This is a genomic window from Luteolibacter yonseiensis (assembly GCF_016595465.1).
Classification (GTDB): Bacteria; Verrucomicrobiota; Verrucomicrobiia; order Verrucomicrobiales; family Akkermansiaceae; genus Luteolibacter; species Luteolibacter yonseiensis.
The window spans coordinates 149631-171000 of record NZ_JAENIK010000012.1 but is presented as its reverse complement, the minus strand read 5'-3'; the positions used below and the strand labels follow the sequence as shown (position 1 = coordinate 171000).

Annotated in this window: 17 protein-coding genes; 10 read left to right on the top strand and 7 right to left on the bottom strand. The window is 60.0% G+C overall.

Annotated elements, in window-relative coordinates; genetic code table 11:
• Positions 1-129: 129 nt before the first annotated feature.
• Positions 130-1341, bottom strand: a complete 1212-nt coding sequence (locus JIN84_RS16540; protein ID WP_200352178.1) for an App1 family protein phosphatidate phosphatase — start codon at positions 1339-1341, stop codon at positions 130-132.
• A gap of 161 nt (positions 1342-1502) precedes the next feature.
• Here JIN84_RS16540 and JIN84_RS16535 point away from each other — a divergent pair, with 161 nt between their 5' ends.
• The 6 genes from JIN84_RS16535 to JIN84_RS16510 all read left to right on the top strand — a co-directional run bounded on the left by JIN84_RS16535 (position 1503) and on the right by JIN84_RS16510 (position 10125).
• Positions 1503-2564: an ABC transporter substrate-binding protein gene (locus JIN84_RS16535; RefSeq protein ID WP_200352177.1), complete on the top strand. Its 1062-nt coding sequence runs from the start codon at positions 1503-1505 to the stop codon at positions 2562-2564.
• 24 nt (positions 2565-2588) lie between these two features.
• A complete protein-coding gene (locus tag JIN84_RS16530) occupies positions 2589-4076 on the top strand; it encodes an MFS transporter (protein WP_200352176.1) in 1488 nt (495 codons plus the stop codon).
• A gap of 141 nt (positions 4077-4217) precedes the next feature.
• A complete protein-coding gene (locus JIN84_RS16525; RefSeq protein WP_200352175.1) occupies positions 4218-5939 on the top strand; it encodes a bifunctional protein-serine/threonine kinase/phosphatase in 1722 nt (573 codons plus the stop codon).
• A 117-nt stretch (positions 5940-6056) separates the two neighbouring features.
• On the top strand, positions 6057-7844 hold the full coding sequence (locus JIN84_RS16520) for a NirA family protein (RefSeq protein ID WP_325099613.1): 1788 nt from the start codon (positions 6057-6059) through the stop codon (positions 7842-7844).
• A 22-nt stretch (positions 7845-7866) separates the two neighbouring features.
• Positions 7867-8457, top strand: a complete 591-nt coding sequence (locus tag JIN84_RS16515; RefSeq protein ID WP_200352174.1) for a flavodoxin domain-containing protein — start codon at positions 7867-7869, stop codon at positions 8455-8457.
• Positions 8458-8481: 24 nt separating this feature from the next.
• Complete coding sequence (locus JIN84_RS16510; RefSeq protein WP_200352173.1) at positions 8482-10125, top strand: DmsC/YnfH family molybdoenzyme membrane anchor subunit; 1644 nt, start codon at positions 8482-8484, stop codon at positions 10123-10125.
• 40 nt (positions 10126-10165) lie between these two features.
• Here JIN84_RS16510 and JIN84_RS16505 read toward each other — a convergent pair whose 3' ends face one another.
• Entirely contained in the window at positions 10166-11164 is a 999-nt protein-coding gene (locus JIN84_RS16505; RefSeq protein WP_200352172.1) for a ThuA domain-containing protein, read from the bottom strand.
• A gap of 100 nt (positions 11165-11264) precedes the next feature.
• Complete coding sequence (locus tag JIN84_RS16500) at positions 11265-11855, bottom strand: helix-turn-helix domain-containing protein (protein ID WP_200352171.1); 591 nt, start codon at positions 11853-11855, stop codon at positions 11265-11267.
• A gap of 94 nt (positions 11856-11949) precedes the next feature.
• Between JIN84_RS16500 and JIN84_RS16495 the strand changes: the two genes are divergently transcribed.
• Entirely contained in the window at positions 11950-12438 is a 489-nt protein-coding gene (locus JIN84_RS16495) for an arsenate reductase/protein-tyrosine-phosphatase family protein (protein ID WP_200352170.1), read from the top strand.
• Positions 12439-12554: 116 nt separating this feature from the next.
• Here the strand turns inward: JIN84_RS16495 and sufT are convergent, their stop codons facing one another.
• On the bottom strand, positions 12555-13100 hold the full coding sequence (gene sufT, locus JIN84_RS16490) for a putative Fe-S cluster assembly protein SufT (RefSeq protein ID WP_200352169.1): 546 nt from the start codon (positions 13098-13100) through the stop codon (positions 12555-12557).
• Positions 13101-13229: 129 nt separating this feature from the next.
• On the opposite strand from sufT, the gene JIN84_RS16485 reads away from it, so the two are divergent.
• The 3 genes from JIN84_RS16485 (at position 13230) to cdaA (ending at position 15854) form a co-directional block, all read left to right on the top strand.
• Positions 13230-13859 carry an RNA polymerase sigma factor gene (locus tag JIN84_RS16485; RefSeq protein WP_200352168.1) on the top strand — a complete coding sequence of 210 codons (630 nt, stop codon included), beginning with the start codon at positions 13230-13232 and terminating at the stop codon, positions 13857-13859.
• Positions 13849-14943, top strand: coding sequence for a hypothetical protein (locus JIN84_RS16480; protein ID WP_200352167.1), 1095 nt, complete (start codon positions 13849-13851; stop codon positions 14941-14943). The genes JIN84_RS16485 and JIN84_RS16480 overlap by 11 nt, the downstream gene beginning before the upstream one ends.
• 68 nt (positions 14944-15011) lie before the next feature.
• Positions 15012-15854, top strand: a complete 843-nt coding sequence (cdaA, locus tag JIN84_RS16475) for a diadenylate cyclase CdaA (RefSeq protein ID WP_200352166.1) — start codon at positions 15012-15014, stop codon at positions 15852-15854.
• A gap of 145 nt (positions 15855-15999) precedes the next feature.
• Here cdaA and JIN84_RS16470 read toward each other — a convergent pair whose 3' ends face one another.
• From JIN84_RS16470 to JIN84_RS16460, 3 genes are read right to left on the bottom strand one after another with little or no spacing between them, the layout of a single operon-like run.
• The gene (locus tag JIN84_RS16470; RefSeq protein ID WP_200352165.1) at positions 16000-17058 is read right to left on the bottom strand and encodes a response regulator; all 1059 of its coding nucleotides are present in this window, start codon (positions 17056-17058) and stop codon (positions 16000-16002) included.
• Between the two features lie 59 nt (positions 17059-17117).
• Positions 17118-19841 (bottom strand): ATP-binding protein, encoded by a 2724-nt coding sequence (locus JIN84_RS16465; RefSeq protein ID WP_200352164.1) that lies wholly within the window; start codon positions 19839-19841, stop codon positions 17118-17120.
• On the bottom strand, positions 19834-21267 hold the full coding sequence (locus tag JIN84_RS16460) for a class I SAM-dependent methyltransferase (RefSeq protein ID WP_200352163.1): 1434 nt from the start codon (positions 21265-21267) through the stop codon (positions 19834-19836). Before JIN84_RS16460 ends, JIN84_RS16465 begins: the two co-directional genes overlap by 8 nt.
• Positions 21268-21370 lie beyond the last annotated feature (103 nt).

Genomic DNA, 21370 nt, shown 5'->3' with positions numbered 1-21370 from the left:
AGCGGCGGACTCTGATCCGCCGGAGCCCATGAAATGCCAATGGGATGGGCAAAGGCGCGATTCATTGTCGGCCATGGGCGGCGGCGGATCAGAGTCCGCCTCTCCTTGTTCGAATTCCACTTCCTGGCGTCACTTGGGTTCCATCGCCTCTGGAAGAACGGATTCCACCGCATCTTTGACAGCCTGCTCCCCTGTCTCCGGGAGTTGTTTGTCCGTCACCACCTCCTCTTCCACCGCTCCTTCCGCTTCCGCTGGAATCAGCCCGATGGATCGGGCGTGTTCCGCCATGGCCTGGCTGTCCTTCGCGAGGATCATGGGCACGTCACACGTCGCGGCGAGCTTCACAGCGGCATGGACGGCGGCATCCCTTTCGGATTCATGGTCCGGATCCACATCCCTGATATAAATCGCCCTGATCCTGCCGGGGCGGATTTTCGCGATTTCGGCATAGATGGAAGCGTCCTCCTGTCCCGAATCCCCCACCAATACGAACGGCAGCAATGGATAAGCATCGATCATGTCCAATGCCCGCTGCAGCTTATGCCCATGCCCCTTGCCCTTGATGAACTTCGTCCGATCCAATCCCAGATCCCGTAGAAAAAGCGGCCCAGTGGGAATCTCGTTCAGCCGCAGGAAATCCATCAGCAGGTCGTGCAGGTTCCACGGCGAACTGGAGATATAGAAAAGCGGATTCACCGGCCTTTCGGATAGTCCCCGCTGGAAGGATTCATAAAGCTTCGCCACGCCGTCGAGCGGCTTGCGGGTCTTCGCGTTCTCCAAGAAGGTCAGCTTTGCGGCCAGCAGCAGACTGGTGATCCCGGTATGGATCACCGTGTCATCCAGATCGCTGATGATGCCGAATTCCGCTTGGGTGGGCGGCAGCATGACTCCGTGCACGGCCACAATCTCGACCGCGTCCCCCGGAGTGCGGGCCTCCACCTTCAGCCATCGCAACTCCTCCGATGGGACCACCGCGCTTCCAAAGGTGGCGCGATAGTAGCCCTCCTCGTCGGTGGTCACCGTGATTTCCTCGTCATGAAAACGCAGCGTCACCAATGCTCCGGGCAGTTCGTCGCTTTCCCACCGCCGATAGGTGTTGGCGAGATTCTCCCACCACCCGTCATGTTCGAGCGGCCCTCCGTATGGAGCGTTCGCCAGCACCCGCCCGCTCACATGGATCCCCTCCCCCGTCCCATACCCGGCATAGGCCGCGATCTGCCGGGCGGGATTCGTTCCCAACCTGTGCGAGAGTCCATGCCTCATGCGATCCATTCCTGATTCCGCCGCTGCCGCCGCCCGCCGGATCAGTCCAAGAATGTCATCACTGCCAACTTTGCGCATGGTATTCGATAAACGAGATCACGGAGGAGGCAAGCGGCAAGCCCCTGGGGCCAATCCTGAACCCCCGATGGATTAATCCTGCTCATCCTACCATGAAGTGAATAGTATTCAAACTGATGGTTTTTAAAAACCTTGGCATCCGAGCCGCTTAATCCGCTCGCATGGTTGCTCCTATCCACCGATTCCCAAGCAGTTCCAAGGTCCGCCTGGGATTTGTTCCGCTCAGCGATTGCGCGCCCATCGCCGTGGCGCAGGAGATGGGCATCTTCAGGCGGCATGGGCTGGATGTGGAGCTCTCCCGCGAACTCGGCTGGGCCAGCGTGCGGGACAAATTGATCTATGGTCACCTGGACGCCGCCCAATCCATCGCCGGAATCGCACTGGCCCTCGGGCTGGGTATCAACGAAATGCGTTGCGAGGTCGCGGTGCCGATGGTGTTGAACCTCCACGGAAACGCCGTCACGTTGTCCACCGAAATCGGTCCGGAGAAGATCGGCCGGGGAGAAGGACTGCGGCACTTCCTGAACTACGGCTGGAAAAAAGAACGCCCTTTCACACTCGCGGTGACCCACCGCTATTCATCGCACTACACTCTTCTGAAGAATTGGCTCAGCCGTCACAACGTGATCGCGCCGGAGCATGTGGAGATCATCTTCCTTCCACCCGCCCTCATGCCGCGTTCGCTGGCGGCAGGCCACATCGACGGCTACTGCGTGGGCGAACCATGGAATTCCGAGTCCATCCTGACAGGAAAGGGCTGGTGCCCCGTGACCTCCGCTGAAATCGCGCGCGGACATCCGGAAAAGATCCTGATCGTTTCGGGAAATTTCCTTTGCGAACAGAGGGATGAATCCATCTCGCTGGTTGCCGCTCTGCTGGAATCCTGCCGGATGTGCCAGGAACCGGAGTTCCGGGAACAGCTCATTTCCATATTGGCGATGAAGGCATACACAGGAGCCTCGCCCGAGGTCCTGAGGAACAGCCTCGGGCCCATCTTCGACTCGGGCGTGGACCGCGTGAGCTCCAACGGTTTCCACATCTTCCATGGAGACTCGCTGAACCGTCCGACCATGGACAAGGCGTCCTGGGTCCTGTCCGAGCTCCGCAACGCCGGCACCATCCCCGAAGGCACCTGCGGCGCGCTCTCCCGGATTTTCCGTGAAGATCTCTATCATGCCGCCGAATCCTGCCTCGGTGGCGGCATGAGCGGTACCAACGACTGATCCTCTCCGAACACTTTTCATCCCATGTCCTCATTCGCACGCAACAACGGGCAGTTGAACCTGCTCGACTTCAAGGCACCCGCCATCCGCACGCTGCACACCACCTGGTTCGCATTCTTCATGACCTTCGTGCTGTGGTTCGCCCATGCCCCATTCAAGGGAGCGTTGGTCAAAACATTCAGCATGACGGACGCACAGTGGAAGGCGCTGCTCATCCTGAATGTGGCGCTCACCATTCCCGCGCGGATCGTCATCGGCATCCTGGTGGACAAGTTCGGCCCAAGGATCACGTTCTCGCTGCTGTTGATGATCTCGGGCGTCCTCTGCACGTTCTTCGCCCTGAGCCGCTCGTTTGAAATGCTCGCGCTCACCCGGTTTCTCATGGGTTTCGCAGGAGCGGGGTTTGTCATCGGCATCCGCCTGGTCGGAGAGTGGTTCCCGGCACGGCAGGTCGGCCTGGCGGAGGGGATCTACGGCGGCTGGGGGAATTTCGGCTCGGCCGCCGCAGCCATCGTCCTGCCTACCGTGGCTTTGATCTACGGTGGTGAAGAAGGCTGGAGGTATGCGTTCATGAGCGCCGGAGCATTCGCCTTTCTCTACGGCATCTTCTTCTACCGCGTCATCCGCAACACCCCGAAGGGTGCCACCTATTTCAAGCCGAAGAAATCCGGTGGACTGGAAGTCTCCACCCCGCGTGACTTCGTCTTCCTCCTGGTGATGAATCTCCCGATGTTCGGCGCCCTCGCGGCGCTCGCGTGGAAACTCTCGCCCGCCGGAGTCAAGCTCCTGCCCTACGCCGCAGTGAACGCCATCTATGGCGTCCTGTTCGTTCTCTTCCTTGTGCAGGCCTGGCAGATCTACCGGGTGAATGCCGAGATGCTGAAAGCGGGGGGAGTGCCGGAATTCCAACGCTACCCCTTCAAGCAGGTCGCGATCCTCAACATCAACTACCTCATCACGTTCGGCTCGGAGCTGGCGGTGGTGTCGATGTTGCCGGGCTTCTTCGCCGATACCTTCGGCCTCTCACCAATCAAGGCCGGCCTCATTTCCGCGGGATTCGCAACCATCACGGTGGCGGCCCGGCCGGGCGGCGGCTGGATCTCCGACAAGTTCGGCCGCCGGAAAACCATGCTCGTCGTACTCGCGGGACTGGCCATCGGTTATCTGCTGATCTCCCGCATCGATTCCACATGGCCGCTCGCGCTCGCCGTGGCGGCGACCATCGGCTGCGGACTCTTCGTCCACATGGGAACCGGCGCGGTGTTCGCCATGGTGCCTCTCATCCAGAGGCGCATGACCGGACAGATCGCGGGCATGACCGGGGCCTACGGAAACGTCGGCGGCGTGATTTTCCTGACCATCTACTCGTTCGTCAGCACACCCACCTTCTTCATGGTCATCGCCGCGTCATCGGTTCTTGGACTTGTGGCTTCCTGTTTCCTTTCCGAACCGAAGGGTCATATCTCCGAAGTGGCGGAAGATGGATCGGTTCAGTTGATCGAGGTCGCCTGACAACCGGGGGATCTGGACCACGGGCCACACGAAGCACACGGAAGGGAAACCTTGGAAGAAGACGGCTTTTTATCGGATCATTGTATCCCATCCTGATTTTCCGTGCATTCCGTGGTCGAAACCTCAGATTGATTCACATCCATGCATCTCACCGGTCGCATCGAGCTGGGCACCGGCCTTTTCACTTCCGCCGGTCCGAAACCACAGAACGAGGACTGCCTCGGCGTCCACATCCCGGATGCGGCCTTGTTGCCCACGAAAGGCATCGTCGCCTGCATCGCGGACGGAGTGTCAGCCGCGAGCGCCGGGAAGGAAGCGGCGGAGTCCGCGGTGATCGGGTTCATCTCCGACTACTATGAGACCCCGGAGTCGTGGGAGGTGAAAACCGCCGGACAGCGGGTCCTCACCGCGCTGAACCGCTGGCTCTTCTCCCAGGGACAGGGCTTCCGGGATGCGGAAAAAGGCTGCGTCACGACATTCACCGCAGTCATCCTCAAATCGCAGACCGCACATGTTTTTCACATCGGTGACAGCAGGCTCTACCGGTTTCGTGGTGGGGAATTGGAACAGATCACCCGGGACCACGCGTCGCAAGTTTCGGCGGATACGTGCTATCTCACGAGAGCGCTGGGTCTCACGGCATCGCCACGCATCGACTATCACACCTTTCCGCTGGAAACCGGGGACCGCTACCTGCTGACGACCGACGGGATTCATGGAGAGCTCTCGCGCCAGGACATGGAGGCCCTTATCCGGCAGAACACCGATTCCCAGAACTGCGCCGATATGCTGGGGTCCGCCGCAGGGGCAGGCCAGGACAACCGTTCGTGTATTCTCCTGGAAGTGAAATCCCTGCCGGACGGCAACAAGGATGATGTCTTCCGCCAGCTGTCTTCACTGCCCATCCCGCCGGATCTGCTTCCCGGGCAATCCATCGACGGACTGCATGTGGAACGTCTCATTTCCGCTTCCAAAAATTCACAGCTCTATCTTGTTTCCGATCTGGACGATTCCAACCGGAGTTATGTGCTCAAGACCCCGTCGGTGAGTTTCGAGGACGATCCGGCGTATCTCGAACGATTCGCACTGGAGGAATGGATCGGACTACGAACCGACAGCCCGCATCTTGCCAAGGTGATCCGCCGGGCACGCCCAAGGCGCTTTCTCTACTATGTGATGGAATCCATCGACGGGATGACACTCGAACGCTGGAGCGAGAAAAACCCCGCACCACCTGTCGAACAGGTGGTGGAGATGGTCGGACAAATCGTCGAAGGCGTGCGGGCGCTTCACCGGAGGGACACCCTTCACCAGGACCTCAAACCGGACAACATCCTGCTGGATGCGTCCGGCATCATCAAGATCATCGACTACGGCTCCTGCCAGGTTGGCGGCATTGCGGAAATCGCCACCCCCTTCAAGCGCGAGACATCACTGGGCACCCTGGATTTCTCAGCGCCCGAATACCGGTTGGGCATCACCGCCACGACCCGTTCGGACCTGTTCTCCATCGCGGTGATCTTTTACCATCTCCTGACAGGTGGCCACCATCCGTATGGGAAAGCATGGGCGAGGGCCTCGTCCCAGCGGGATTTCTACAATCTGGCGTATCAACCCGCGGCGGCGCATAATCCCATGGTCCCGCTTTGGATGGACTCGGTGCTGCGCAAGGCTCTCTCCATCCGGAGTGAGGACCGCCATGAGGTGATGTCGGAATTCATTCATAACCTGCGCCATCCGGATCCCGCGTTTCTCACCGCCGAACCGCTGCCATTCGCCCAGAGAAATCCCCTGCTCTTCTGGAAGCTCGTCGCGTTCATCGCGATCGCCGGATGGATCGTCACCTGGGCGGTCTTGGCATGAAGCGATCCGGCTCATGAGCCGAGCAGCGACTCATGAGCCAAACTCATGCGCAGTGTGGATGCAATTGCTCCACGAAGTCTCCGCAAAAACCTTGGTGGCATGCCCGGTGCTATTTCCGTGCCAAGCAAAGGAAACATCATGGTCGACTTCAACAACTCAGGCTTCAGCGAGGAACAAACCTCCTACCTCTCCGGATTCGTCACGGGAATCCTTCAAGCACGCGACCTGCCGTTCCTCGGTCAGGACGCGTCCAACCGATTCACCCACCAGCCGTCCGAAGCGGTGGAAATGCTCCATGGCACCCCTCTCGAAGATCTCTGCCGCGAGGAACAGATCAAGCATGAGAAAAACGGATTGGACTGCTACGACACCATCCTCGCCAACGCGGCAACCAACAGCTTTCCCACGGATGGCGATGTTTTCCGTTACAAGTTCCACGGATTGTTTTTCGTCACCCCCGCACAGGAGAGTTTCATGCTGCGCTGCCGGATCGCCGGAGGGGCGCTCAGCACCTATCAATTCCGCGGCCTGGCGGAAATCGCCTCGGACTGGGGACCGGGCCATGTGGACCTGACCACCCGGGCGAACGTGCAGGTCCGGGAGATCATGCCGGAGAACTGCCCGGACATCCTGATGAAACTCGGCGACCTCGGCCTCACTTCACAAGGAGCGGGCGCGGACAACATCCGCAACATCACCGCCACTCCGACCACCGGATTCGATCCCACCGAACTCATCGACGTGATGCCCTACGCCCGCGCCATGCATCACTACATCCTGAAAAACCGCGATCTCTACGGCCTGCCGCGCAAGTTCAATATTTCCTATGATTCCGGCGGCGCCGTGTCGGTTTGTGCGGATACCAATGACATCGGTTTCTACGCCGTGCGGGTGGGTCCGAACGAGATGGGCATCGAACCCGGTGTCTATTTCCGCATGCAGCTCTGCGGCATCACCGGTCACAAGCAGTTCGCCACGGATTGCGGAGTGCTGCTCACCCCCGCCGAAACCATCCCCGTCGCCGCCGCGCTCATCCGGGTGTTCATCGAAAACGGCGACCGCACGAACCGCAAAAAGGCGCGTCTCAAGTACCTCGTTGATGACTGGGGCATTCCCAAAACCTTGGAAGAGACCGCGAAAAAACTCACCTTCGCACTCCGTTCGTTTCCATTGGAGAACTGCGAACCCTCCGCCCCCAAGTCCAAGCACGGGCACCTCGGCATCCATCAACAAACCGACGGCAGGCACTACATCGGCGTTCTCACCCCTGTCGGCCGCATGTCGGTTTCCCAGATGCACGCGCTCGCCGACATCGCGGACGCTTTCGGCCGGAGCGAGATCCGCCTGACCGTCTGGCAGAACCTCATCATTCCCGGCATCGCGGAAGAAAACCTGCAGGCCGCCATCACCGCCATCCAGGCCATCGGACTGGACCACCGCAACAACACGCTGACGGGAGGCCTCATCGCCTGCACCGGCAGCCGCGGCTGCAAGTTCGCCGCGGCGGACACCAAGGGAAACGCCATCGCCCTCGGCGGACATCTCTCGCGGAAAATGATCCTCGACCAGCCGGTGAACATCCACCTCACGGGTTGCCAGAACTCCTGCGCGCAACACTACATCGGCGACATCGGCATGATGGGCACCCGGGTGAAGACCGAGGACGGCGGCAGCGTGGATGGCTACAACATCGTGCTCGGCGGCGGGGTGGACGACACCCAGGCCATCGCCCGCGAGGTATGGAAATCCGTGCGCGCCGATGAAATGCCCTCACTGATCGAGCGAATCCTCGTGGCATATCTCCGGGAACGGATCGAAGACGAAACCTTCACCCGGTTCGCGAACCGTCACACGCCCGAGCAACTCGTGGAACTCTGTGATCCGTCGAAAATCGCAGCCGCCTGAAACATCCACACCACTTTCAGTCATGTCACTCACCGTTCCCACCACCGCTCCGTTCTCCGGGGCTCAGAAAATGTGGCTCAAAGGCTACCTAGACGCCTTGAACTCCGCCCTCATGCCACCGGCGGCTGTGGAAGCTGTCCCTGCGATCACGGGCAACGGCGTTCCCGTCACCATCCTCTGGGGATCCCAGACAGGAAATTCCGAGGCACTGGGCAAAAAACTCGTCAAGGTTCTCGGTGCGAAGGGCCACTCCCCCACCCTGCGGGACATGGCGGGTGTCGCACCGGCGGATCTCGCCGCGGCGGAACGCGTGCTCATCATCACCTCCACCTATGGTGACGGCGAGCCACCGGACAATGCGGCGGCGCTCCATGCCGCTCTTCATTCCGCGGACGCCCCATCCCTGACAGGCGTGTCTTTTTCCGTGCTCGCGCTGGGTGACTCGGGCTACCCGGATTTCTGCAAATGCGGCCGGGATTTCCAAAACCGCATGGCCGAACTGGGTGCTGAAATCCTCGTTCCGATCATCGAGTGCGACGTCGACTACGACGAACCGTTCGCCCGCTGGAGCAGGCTCCTGGAAGAGTCGCTGGATGTCTCCGCGGTCGCCTGATCATTCCTTCCCATTCCCAACCGAGTGCCTGCCACCCTCACACGCCTGCCAGCCGTCAAACGTGCTGCGAAACCGGACATCGAGCAAGGTAACCTCATCGACCGGCTCCTCGCCGAGCAGAAGCAGCTGCAGACACCCGTCGCCCGTTTTTCCGAAATCCACCACAAGCGCAAGCCGGACCTGGCGGACCACTACCGCAGCCTGATCCCTCTGACCAAACCAGGCGAAGGCGAGCAATATGCGTTCGAGGTTTCGCTCGACCGTTGCACCGGTTGCAAGGCCTGTGTCTCCGCCTGCCACTCGCTAAACGGGCTCGACGATGACGAGGCGTGGCGCGACGTCGGCACATTGTTGGGAGGCAGGGACACGCCCGGTTGGCAACAGACCGTCACCACCGCGTGCCACCATTGCGCGGACCCGGGGTGCATGAACGGCTGCCCGGTGGGCGCGTATGAAAAGGAGAAGGACACCGGCATCGTCCGGCATCTGGATGACCAATGCATCGGTTGCTCCTACTGCATCCTCAAGTGCCCGTATGACGTGCCGAAGTATTCGAAGAAACGTGGCATCGTCAGGAAATGCGACATGTGCCACCAGCGTCTCGCCGAAGGGGAAGCCCCCGCATGCGTGCAAGCCTGCCCGACCGAAGCGATCCGCATCATCAAGGTGCCCAGGGACAAGAGTCCTGAAGCCCGGAAAAAAGCGACGTTCGGCGACCTGTTCCAAGCCACGGCCCACAGTCCTCAATCCGCGATTCCGGTATCGTCCATCACCCTTCCCACGACCCGCTATGTCGGCCGCGAGGTCCCCTTGTCCGCCACGGCGGCGGATGTGGAGGCACTCGTGCCGCAGCACGCGCATTGGCCCCTGGTCTTCATGCTGATGCTCACCCAGGCGGGAGCGGGTTTGCTGATGAGTTCCCAAGGAGACCTTCCCATCACCCTCACCGGCACCGCGATCTTCTTCGCCGGCATGGGAGCCTCCGTTTTCCATCTGGGCCAACCGCTCAAGGCATGGCGCTTTTTCCTCGGCCTGCGCACCTCATGGCTGTCGCGGGAGATCCTCATGTTCTCGATGTTCGCCCCCATCCCGATGGCCTTGGTCGCATTTTCCCTGCTGCCACACTTTCCCAAGCTCCGGTTGCCATCCCTTGTCTCCGATCTGCTGCCGCTTGCGGAAAAAATCACCACCCTTTCAACTATCGGGGTCGGTCTGCTGGCCGTGTTCACCAGCGTGATGATCTATCATGACACCAGGCGCTCCTTGTGGAGGTTCCCTCTCGGTGCGGCGAGGTTCTTCGGAACCGTCGCTTCCTTCGCCGCGCTGGGGCATTCGATCATCGCGCCCTCTCTGCTGGCCACAGGCCTCTTCATTTCAGCGGTGTTGCTCAAGATGGTGCCGGAACTGAGGATGCTGAAGCTGGCAGAAGACGAAGATGCGCGGTGGTCGCCGGATGTCCACAGCGCGCGGCTCCAAACGGGACCGCTGGGACCGATCCTCCGCGCCAGATTCACCCTGGCGATTCTCGCGGTGTTCGTTGCGGGGATCCACCCGTGGTATGCCCTGCCGATCCTGCTGATCGCGGAGCTCCTCGAACGGCAGCTCTATTTCCAGTCCGTGCAGGCACCCAAGATGCCCGGGAATTTCGGACCGAAGACCGGGCATTGAGCAATCGCCCCATGCACGGCAAACGGTGCGCTCTTCCGGTTCACTCGTAATCGGCGGCCTTCGTGCCTTTCTTGTAGCCGTTGAACTCGTATTTGCTCGGCTGGTAGCCACCGACAAGCGACACGTCCGACTTGGCGGGTACCTTGATGCCGAGGCCCCAGAACACGCCGTTGATCACGAGGCGGCGGAGATTCTCATCCTGGAGATCGGTGGCCGCACCCATGGTGGTGCAGAGGATCTTGTTGGTTTTGCCAGAGGTGTTTTTCACTTCGCGGGTCCATGCGACGGGCATCATCGGGCTGTTGATATCCTGCTTCTGCTTGTCGCTGGCACGGGTTTTCTCCCGGACCGCGGGAGGATCCTTGCGGTCCATCCCCTTCAACACCTGGCCGCGCAGGAGAATGGCGGCATCCGCCGGCGGGTAGGCCTCGTAAACGTCGGAATCGACAAATATTTCTCCGACCCCATTGAGAATGGGATTTTTCCCGGCTCCCTTTTCAACCACGGTGAGGCCGGCTTCCTTCTTGTGATCGCCCCAGTGGCTCACCCAGCCTTCTCCAAGGACCTTCTTTCCATAACCATTGTATTCCTTGAACGCGCTGCTGTCGGGGAGCTGGAAGGAATGGGTGCTGGTGCGCAGGCCGATGACCGGCACGCCGCGCTGGATGGCGGAATCGAAGCGCTTCATTGCGTCGTCCGGCCATTTGCGGAACCTCAGCGAGGTGATGATGAGATCGGCCGAGTCCAGTGTTTCGGGCTTGCCGAGGCTCTCGCCCTTGTTCGGGTTGATGGTGCCGTCGTCGTCGGTGGAGAAAAGCACGGTGCATTGGAAACCGTGGTGTTTGCTGAGGATCTTCGCGAGCATCGGCAGGGCTTCTTCCGAACGATACTCCTCATCACCGGCCAGAAGAACGATGTGCTTTCCCTTCCCCGGGCCATTTCCGCCGGGATATGACACCCAGCCGGTGCCGGATTCCGCGTGGACTGGAGAGAACGTTGCGATGAGGGAAATTCCGAACGAGGTGATGGATTTTTTCATTGGGTGGTTTTTACCTGATCCGAAACCGCTATCTTTCCAAACGATGCTTCGCCAGCCGGAAAAATCGCCTGATTTGGAAATCCGTAAATGAAAACCCGCCCTAGCGTACGATCAATGCCCTTGGCGGACGCTGGGCCGGATTCTCCACAGCCTGTTCCACAGACATGACGGGCTCCTTTTCCACGGTGAGTGAAAGTTCCCGGGCCGGAGGCGGCGTGGCAGACCGCCCCTTCGCTTCGGCTCCGGGGTTGACGATTTCATCCACCTCGGCTTCGAAACGTTTCTCGAAAAACTCATACCCCTTGTAGGCGGCAAGGGCGATGCCTCCCGTAAGAACGAGGAAACCGAGCGAACTCAACCATCCGCTTGAATGAGCGGGGTCACGCACGCGGATTTCCTTCCGGGGCTCCGACATCTGCCATAGCGGACTCGCGGTTTCATCCGCGATGAAATAGGCGGGCTTGAGGGCATCCAACCATTGCCCCGCTTCCACATCGAGGAACTCGCTGTATTGGCCGAGGAAACTCTTCGCATAGGTGGGACTCGAAAAAAATGTGAAGTCGCCCGCCTCCAGTGCGGTGATCACTCCCCTGGGGATGCGGGTGCGGAAGATCACATCGTCGACACTCAGCCCCGCCGCCTCGCGGGCTTCCGTCAATCTGCCACCGATCTGATCTGAAAATTCGTCCACGGTTTCAAATGGCACAATACCGAATCGGGCCAAACACGCAAGCCCCGCCATTGCCATTTGACGAAAGCCGTCCACCCCCCCAATCTCCACCGCGATGTCCGATATGAAACATGTGCTCTTCGTTTGCACTGGAAATACGTGCCGCAGTCCGATGGCGGAGGGATTGTTCCGCCAAGCCGTCTCAGGACGGCCGGAATACGAAGTGAGCTCCGCAGGTGTCGCCGCCTCAAGAGGAACGCCTTGTAATCCGGAAACCGCCGCATTTCTCAAAAAGCGGAACGCCGCGCTGACCAGCTTCGGAAGCCGCCAGGTCTCGGATGCGATTCTCTCCAAAGCCACGCACGTCTTCGCCATGACCCGCGGACATTTGCAGACCTTGGAATCCCTGTTTCCCGAACACGTGGATAAATTCTATCTCGTCTGCGAATTCGTGGAGTCGCCGCAACGGGAATCGGACAAGGATGTCCCGGATCCCATCGGACTCGGACGCAGGGCGTATGAAGAAGTCGGAAACATGTTCGACGCCGCCATACCCACCATCGTCGCTTACATCGACCAGACCTGGAAACCAAAGGCTGGCTGACGCGGAACTTCCGCCCCGACGCCCGCAGCTTCGGGGTGATGGCCGGAGGGCCTGTCGTAAACGGCGGACGGTCCGGGACCGCCGCCGGAGCGACCGCTACAAATCCAAACGCGGTCTCAGATCATTCCGAGCTTCATCTTGCCCTCTTCGGAAATCATTTCCTGATTCCACGCCGGGTCCCAGACGAGTTCCACGCGGGCGTCGTCGATGCCGTCGATGGTCATGATCTTCGCCTGCGCGTCCGCGGCAATAACCGGACCCATGCCGCATCCGGGAGCCGTGAGGGTCATTTTGACCGCCACCGTTTTCTTCCCTTCCGATTCCTCGATGATGCAGTCGTAAACGAGGCCGAGATTGACGATATCCACCGGAATTTCCGGATCGTAGACCCCCTTGAGCTGGCTCCATACCTGTTCTTCAAGCGGCGCGTCCTTCAGACGGATGGCTTCCGCCTGCTTCTTCGCCTCCTCTTCCGGATTCACGCCCAACGCATCCGCATCCTGTGAAGAAATCCGCGCAAGGCCTTGGGATGTGGCGACCGTGAAAGTTCCGCCCAAACGCTGGGTGATGAAAACGGCCGTACCTGCCGGCAATGACAAAGTGTCGCCGCTCGGAATCTGAATGGCGGCGACTTCGCGGGTGAGCTTGATTTCCTCGTGCATGCGCGAAGTTAAAACCACCCCGCCGCGAACGGCAAGGGATGAGTTTTCCCACCGTACCACAATTTGCGAGGGCCAAACCCCGGAAAATCTCGGATCATCCTCACAGAGGGATTCCCTCTGGAGAATTTCATGTTTAATATTTCCCCCATGATCGAGCAGGACCCGCTCCCATCGCCGACCTTTCCCTTGGGATTGGGCGAGGACAGGAGCGGCGAGGCGATCGCATTGATCGCGAGGATGGCAAAGGAAGATGGAACGGCCCTGACGGAACTGCACGGGATGTGGAGCCCCATCCTGCTTGGCATCGCCTGCAGGATTCTAGGAGACAGGCGCGAGGCGGAAGAGGCCGTGCAGGACACCTTTGTCCGTCTCTGGCACCGTTCCTCGGATTATGATCCCAAACAGTCCGCCCCATTCGCCTGGGCCTTCGCGGTGATGCGCGGCTACTGCATCGACCGGCTCCGCTACCGCCACCGCGGAAAGCGCGATTCCTCGCGGGTGGTGCCCATCCATCTGCATGCGCCGCCTGAAGAAATCGAAGACCCCCGGGTGATGGCGCTCGACGATTGGCGGCGGGTCCGCAACGCTCTCGAAGTCCTCGGCTCGGACGAGCGCCGCTGTCTCGAGCTTGCCGTCTTTTTGGAATACACCCACTCGGAAATCTCGGAACACCTGGGGACCCCGCTAGGTACCGTGAAAAACCGCCTCCGCCGGGCACTGGAAAAAGTGCGCAACCAACTCTCACGCCATGAATTCTGATCCTCACGAAAGTGCCGCATGGCGCGCCTTCGGAATGCTGGATGCGGATGAAACCGCGGCATTCGACGCGGCGATGCGGCAGGATCCGGGGCTGAAAAATGCCTATCGCGAGATGGAGAGCCTCACCGCGGCGATCGCTGCCGCAACCACCCCACCCGTCGCTCCACGCGCGGGCCAGTTGGAGAGCCTGCAGCTGCGTCTGGGCATCGGAGCCACGCGTCGTACGAACTGGCTGGGTATTTCCGGTTGGGCCGCAGCCGTCGTCCTGTGCGGTGTTTTGATCCTCCATGACCGTCCCAACGGAGAAAGTCACGTCGCCCACAACGCGGTATCCAACCCGGTGCCGGCGGTCGCCCAGCCATCGCTGGAAGTCAGGCCGCCGGCCGACGATCTCATCGCAAAAAGTTCGGAAAATGTCGGACTCATCGCAAACGAGGTTTCGGAGGCGACCGGTCTCCCGACCGCAGCTTCCATCGAACATCCCCTCCCTATCGTAAGGGTGGAGACCAAGCGACTGATCCAGGAGATCGAGGTCCTGCGGGATCAGGTGGAAAATCTCCAGGAACGGGACCGGGAGCGGCTTGAAGTGGTGCCTGACATGGTGTGGCCCATCGTCATCCGGATGACCCCTCCACGCCGCGGCATGGCGCTGGTCAAGGAAACGGAGGCACCGCCGCTGACCGCCATGCTGGGCGACGCGCTCGCCGCGGCCTCCAATCTGGATTCCTCTTCGGACGGAGTCTCCGCCGGAAGCACCCAGTCGCTCGCATCCATGACCACCGAACCTTCCGCCATTCCGATTTACGATGCGGCGATCGGCGATGGCACGCTCTACGTCAGGGACCTGCCACCCACCACCGACGAGAAACCCTACATCCTTTGGTTCAAGCCGGACCCTGGTGAACAGCCGATTTTGGTCGGGCGGCTTCCAAAGTCGAACAACCGCAGGTCCGAGGCGTTTGACTTCAGCCTGGGAGCCCCCGGCACCATTCCTGCCGAATTCATTCTCACCCGGGATCTGTCCGGACAGACCAGTCCCCCTTCGACTGCCAATACCATCCTGCAAGGCCCCTCATTGAAATAACCGCCGCGGATTTCTGGGATTGCCTCGCTGCCACGTTGCGGTGTATCGTTCGCGACGACAGAAATGGGATGCTCTTAAAATTTCTACAAGACCACTGGAGACACGGGATCGAGATCCTGCTTCTCGCCACCTGCATTTATCAGATCTACCGCGCGTTCCGCGCCACCCGTGGCGCGCAGATCCTCGTCGGACTCGGCACCATCCTTGTGGTTCTGACCTTGGTTTCGACGCTGTTCCAATTCGAAGTCATCCAGTGGATCATCACCCGTGCGGCCGCGATCCTGGCATTCGCCCTGATCGTGATTTTCCAACCGGAACTAAGGACCGGTCTGGCACGGCTCGGCAGCAACCGGCTGTTCTCATTTTCGAACAAACGCCGTCTGGCTTTCGTCGAACGCTTCGCGGATGCCGTCATCAACCTGTCGAAAAAAAGAGTCGGCGCCCTGTTCGCCATCCAGCGTGGGATCCGTCTTAAAGACTACCTCGACAGCGGAGTCGTGCTGGACGCGCAATTCTCTCCCGAACTCGCGATGGCTGTTTTTTATCCGAAAGCCCCGCTTCACGACGGAGGAATGATCATCGCCGACGACCGCGTCGCCGGGGCCGCCTGTGTCTTCCCCGTCACCGAAAGACAGATGCAGGATCGTTCGACCGGCCTGCGACACCGCGCCGCCATCGGCCTCACGGAGCGCACGGACGCCATCGCGGTGGCGGTGAGCGAAGAAACCGGTGGTATCTCGATTTGCGAAAATGGTGTCATCCAGCGCAATCTCACTGAAAAACAATTCCGCGAAAAACTCGCGGAAATCTTCATCTCGGGGAAATCCAACAATGAAACTGAACCTGCTCCACAACTGGGTCGCAAAGATCCTCTCTCTACTTCTGGCGACAGCGATATGGTTTCTGATTAAGGAACATCTCGCCCTGGGTGGCGACTCCTTCGCAAACGCTCCCAGGGCGAAAGTCGTGAAGGAATCCGAGGATGGCGAGGAGACCAACAAGAAGCGCTGAAACGGAGACCGTTCCAGCGCTTTTCAAAACGTCCCGTCAATGAGGTCAAAGGAGACCGAGCGCCGCTGAGATCAGCAGGTCGTCATCGATCAACCACTTGGCGGCCTCTGTGCCGGGTCCCGTCGGTTTTGGCGCGGCCGTCGAAAGGGTGATATCGAGCAGCAAACCCTCGCCACGGCTCCGGCGCACCACACCACCGGCATCGTAAACGGCGATGTAGGCGCAAAGCACGCGTACCGCGGCCGTGGCCACCGCCGCGTCTTCGTTCCTGCCCAACAACGCATCCAGCAACACCGGTGTCGGATCGACATTTCCGGCGAGGCGGGTGGCATTGCCGTTTGCTTCGCTGGTCAGACCGGTGGCTCCGGCCGCCTCGAGCGCGGCGACGAGTGCCGAGGTTCTCGCGGAGAGATCTCCGTTCAAGGCCGGAGGAAGCTGGGTCTCGATGGAACCAGCCAGTTGCACCTGCTTGGCATGAAGTTTCGTCCAATCAGGCGAGCGGAGGGCGGAATCTCCGTCCGATCCGGTCCGACGGCCCGCGACCCCCGTCTGTACGAAGGAGGCGATGGCCTCCGCCGCGCGGTTCACCTGGATGCCCGCACAGACAGGCGCCAGGGCGAACGACGCCAGACGGCTGGAAAGCAGGACGTTGCCCATGGCCTGCATCTTCGCACCCAACAGCGCGTCACGCTCGCGTTTGACCGTGAAGAACTCCATCGCACGGCGGAGCGTGACCTCAAGCTGAGGGATGTCCCACGGCTTGGTCATGTAGCGGAAAATCCCCCCTTGGTTCACGGAACCGATCGCGGCATCGATATCCGAATACGCGGTGGAGAGGATCTTGATGATGTCGGGATATTGATCCGCGATTTTCGAGAGGAAGCCCACCCCGGTCTCGTTCGGCATGCGCTGGTCCGTCACAATGATGCCGATGTCGTTCGCATGCTGGCGGAAAACCGTCAGAGCCTCAACGCCATCCTCCGCTTCCAGAATTCTGAACTTCTCGCCGAAAAGGCGGCGAAAGTACTTACGGGTGTTTGCCTCGTCATCCACAAACAGGATGGCGTAGCGTTGGTAATCATAGGCGTCGATCTCGTTGCTCATGGTGGTCGATGGAAGGGGGTTTGAAAATGGAATGTCTAATGGCGGATGTGATGATGGAATCAGGCAGTTTGGTCGAGAACGGATTCTGGTTCCTGACTTGTCTCTGGTGAGTAGCTCGGTGCGGGGAATGCGATGCGGAAGCGGGTGAACTCGGTCGGGCGGCTGTCAACCTCGACAATGGCCTTGTGCGACTGGAGGATCTGGTAAGAAATCGAAAGTCCCAGACCCATCCCTTTTCCAACATCCTTCGAGGTGAAAAACGGATCGAAGATCTTCTGGATGTTTTCCGGCGGGATGCCGATCCCATTGTCCCGGATGGTGATCTGCCAGCCGTCCCCGGCCGGGTCGATGGAGACGTCGATCCGCCCCGGTTCCCCTCCCACTTCGGCGATGCGCATGCCGATCGCGTCGATGCTGTTTTGGAAGAAGTTGATGAAAACCTGGACGAGTTGGTTCGGGTTTCCGCTGATCAGCGCGTTGCTCGGCGAGGTCAGGTTGAAGGCGATGTCCTTGCCAACCTGGTGGCTGATCATGCGGCGTGAACGGCTGATGATCTCCGCCAGGTCCGCGTCGCCGGAAGTGGATTTGTCGTCACGGGTGAATTTCCGGAGATCGATGACGATCTGGGAAACGCGTTCCACGCCTTCGCGAATGTCCTTGAGGATGTCCAGATAGTCGGGCTGGTCCTTCTCCGGCATCGACCTGGTGAAGGTTTCGAGGGCGTGAAGCCCCGCGCTCGCATAATTGAGCGGATTGTTGATCTCGTGAATGATCCCGGCGCTCATGCGTCCGAGGGCGGAGAGTTTTTCGTTCCGCACCATCATCACCTCGTTTTCCTTGATCTGCTCGAGGGCGGAATGAAGTTCGGTGTTGAGTTCGATCATCTCGCGACGGACCCGGGCCATGCCGATCTGGTTTTCCAGCCGCAGTGCCAGTTCGGCCGTGGAGAATGGTTTCGTGAGGAAGTCGTTCGCTCCCGCCTGCAGCGCGCTCAACTTGGTCGCCTCGTCCGCCCGTGCGGTGAGGATGATGACGGCGACGCTGCGGGTGCTGTGGTTTTCACGGATGCGGCGGCAGACCTCCACCCCGTCCATTTCCGGCATCATGTGGTCGAGCAGCGCCAGCTGTGGACGGCGCAACCTCGCGAGTTCCAAGGCTTCCGCACCGTCCGAGGCCTCGATCACGTCCACATCCTCCAGTTGCATCCTGAGGAAGCGGCGGATGTCCGGCTCATCATCGGCGATGAGCACCAGCGGCCGGGCACCGCTCGGGCGGGCACCGATCATCGGCGTGGAAATCGGGCCATACGGCTGCATCGGAGTCACGCCGCGTGAGGTGATTTTCCCGGGAATGGAAAGCGCGGCACGGCGGTGGAGATTGGCGATGTTTCCACCGTCCTTGAGCGGACTCTCCAGTTCAACGGGTTCGGCAATCTCCTGGACGGCGGCGGTCGCCGGCATTTCGATGGTGAATGTGGTTCCACGTCCGAGCTGGCTGTCCACCGCCACCTTGCCATCCATCGCCTCGGTGAGGCTGCGGACCAGCGCCAAACCGATGCCCGCTCCTTGGAACTTGCGGGTGGATGAGGTGTCAACCTGCCAGAACCGTTCGAAAATGCGCGGCAGCACGTCCGGCGGGATGCCGACCCCGGTATCCTCGACCGTCAGCTTCAGGTGTCCTCCTGCCACAGAAATCGTGACATCGATCGTTCCGCTGGACGGAGTGAACTTGATCGCGTTGATGACGAGGTTGAGCAGGATCTTGTCGAATTTGTCGCGATCCAGCAAAATGAGTTCGTTGTCGGTCTCACATTTCCACAACAGGGCGACGCGGTCCTGTTCGGCGAGGTGGCGGAGCGAACGGAGCAGGCCTTCGATGTGCGCAACGATGGGCGTGGGTTGGCGGTTGATGTCGGCGTGACCGGTGTCGAAACGCACGAGGTCGAGCAAATCATCGATCAACTTCAGCAGACGCAGGCCGTTCTGTTCGAGCATCAGGGTCATCTCCTGCACGACCGGTTCTGTGCTGTGGGGAGGGAGAACGGCCCGCAGGCGCTCCGTGATGCCGAGCATGATCGTCAGCGGCGTGCGCAGTTCGTGGCTGATGTTCGCGAAAAAGCGGGTCTTCGCCTCATCGAGCTCGCTGAGCTGCTTGTTTTGGGATTCCAGCAATCCCCGGGATTTCTCCACTTCCGCCCTCAGGCAGAACTCGCTGTAGCGGAGACTTTGATAATAATAACTTCCTGCCAGGACGAAAACCGATGTGACAAAGATGAAATAACTGTTGTTGAAAAGGATGCGGAAGGTCGGGTTCTCATGGGCGGCGAGAACACTGAGGGTGTAACACACGAACGCCGCTCCGATCATGTACAACGAGTTCACGAAGGTCCACCGCAGCAGGAGGGACAGGCCCACCAGCACCAGACTCAGACCGGCATAATAGACGGAATTCCCGCCTTCCGTGCGCTGGATCATCGCGCAGATGGAAATCATCGGCAACAGCGCGATCCCCTGGCTGAGGATGGTGCTGATCCGGGCGCGCCTGATGTTGATATAGAAACAAATGCCCCCCAGCAAAGACGCGCAGACCGCGCGCAGCAGGAGGAACTCCCAAGCATACTGGGGGTAGACCACCCAGTCGAGCGACCAGCCTGCCAGCATGAAGATGCCGGCGAGGGCAGCAGCCCGCCGGGCGTTGTCGAATGCGATTGCTCCCTCGTATTCGCGAAACGCCTGCCGCATCTCCGCATCTTGCTGATGCGTGTTGACACTAGCTTCAGCCATTGGCGAGTTCGATTTCAAGGAACAGGTTCACCCCCGTGGTGTCGGCCTTCACATCGGTTCCCTTGAGATTCAATCCCTCCGGAACCAGGTCGTTCATTTCATCCTCGTTGCGATAGATCAGGTTCCATTCCATCACGTATTCCATCCACGCCTTCCGTGGGTTGCTTGCCGCGACGTTGGTGACGATGACGATGCCTCCCGGCCGGACCATCGTACAGAACAGTTCGACCAGCCGCTTGCACACGCGCTGGGAAAGATAGTCGAACAGGCCCGCGCAATAAACGATGTCGTAGTTCGCGAACTCGTCGTCCCCTCCCTGGGTCGCGGCGCGAAGGAGCTGGTGGACGGAGCGCTGGAAATAACGGACCTGGGTTTCCCGGCCTCCGTTCATCCGCGCTTCCTGGATGCGCTCGCGGGTGTATTCCAAGGTCTCCGGGTTGAAGTCCAGGAGGTCGATCTCCGCAAGGTCGCTTTCCTCGCACTCGCGCAGGAAACGCTGGACCTCCATCGCCGGTCCGCAGGCGAGGTTGAACACGCGGGTCTTTCCCTTGCTCACGCGGCGTGCGCACTCGCTGCGGAGCTTTTCCACGAGGAAGTCGATCCGGTTGCGGTGCGCGACCACGGGCTCGGTGTTCAGCAGGGCGAAATTCAACAATTTGGCGAAAGCGGACGAACCCTCGTAAGGATTGCGGAGCATCATGTTCACCATTTCATAATCCCCGGCATAACCCAGGGGCTTGGTATAGGTCCGGTAAAGGAACGGAGAACAAAGGACGATGGGATGCAGTTCCCGCCTCACATAGGCCTTGTGAACCGCCACCTCGGCCTCGCTGATCTCCTGGGAGACGGTTTCGAATTTCTCCATCGATGGCATCACCTCGTTCACCACCCTGTCCTCGATGCCCGAGAAAATCTCGTTTTCCAGTTCATCCCGGCGGCGGGTCACGGTCGTCCGGATGCCCACGTCCACACCGGTGAGCCAATGCTGGACACCGGAGAGCATGCTGGAAAGGTCCGCCACCACAAGCTTGAACGGATCTTGAACCTGGTTCGCCGACTTCCACTCGCTCATGAAGTTGGCGAATTGTCCGGCGAGATCACTGTCACCGCTGGGCGTCGAACTGCCGGTGACGCTGGACAGGAAATCCACCTCCACCCAGCCTTCGTCGAGCATCGCTTCGCACACCAGCACGATGCCGGTATTCAGAAGATTGCTGACCACCGCCTTGCCATGATACAGCAGGCGTCTCGACGCCATGATGCGGAAGTCCGACAGAACCTCCGACAACTGCAGGATGCTGTAAGGATTATAAACCTCGAAAACAACGGAATACCGCTTAATCCTGAGGAGGTTGGCCGTCAGTTCCGTGCCTTGGCTGTTTCGGCACGTGATGACGCTTTGGGAAGATTCGCTTGTTAAATCCATTATCGAAGGTGAACGACGGAGCAGGATGGTCAGTTCTACCGGGCAACCGCAAGCGTGGAGAAGATTTTTTTACTAACTTCTCTTTACTTCTAAGATTCGAAAA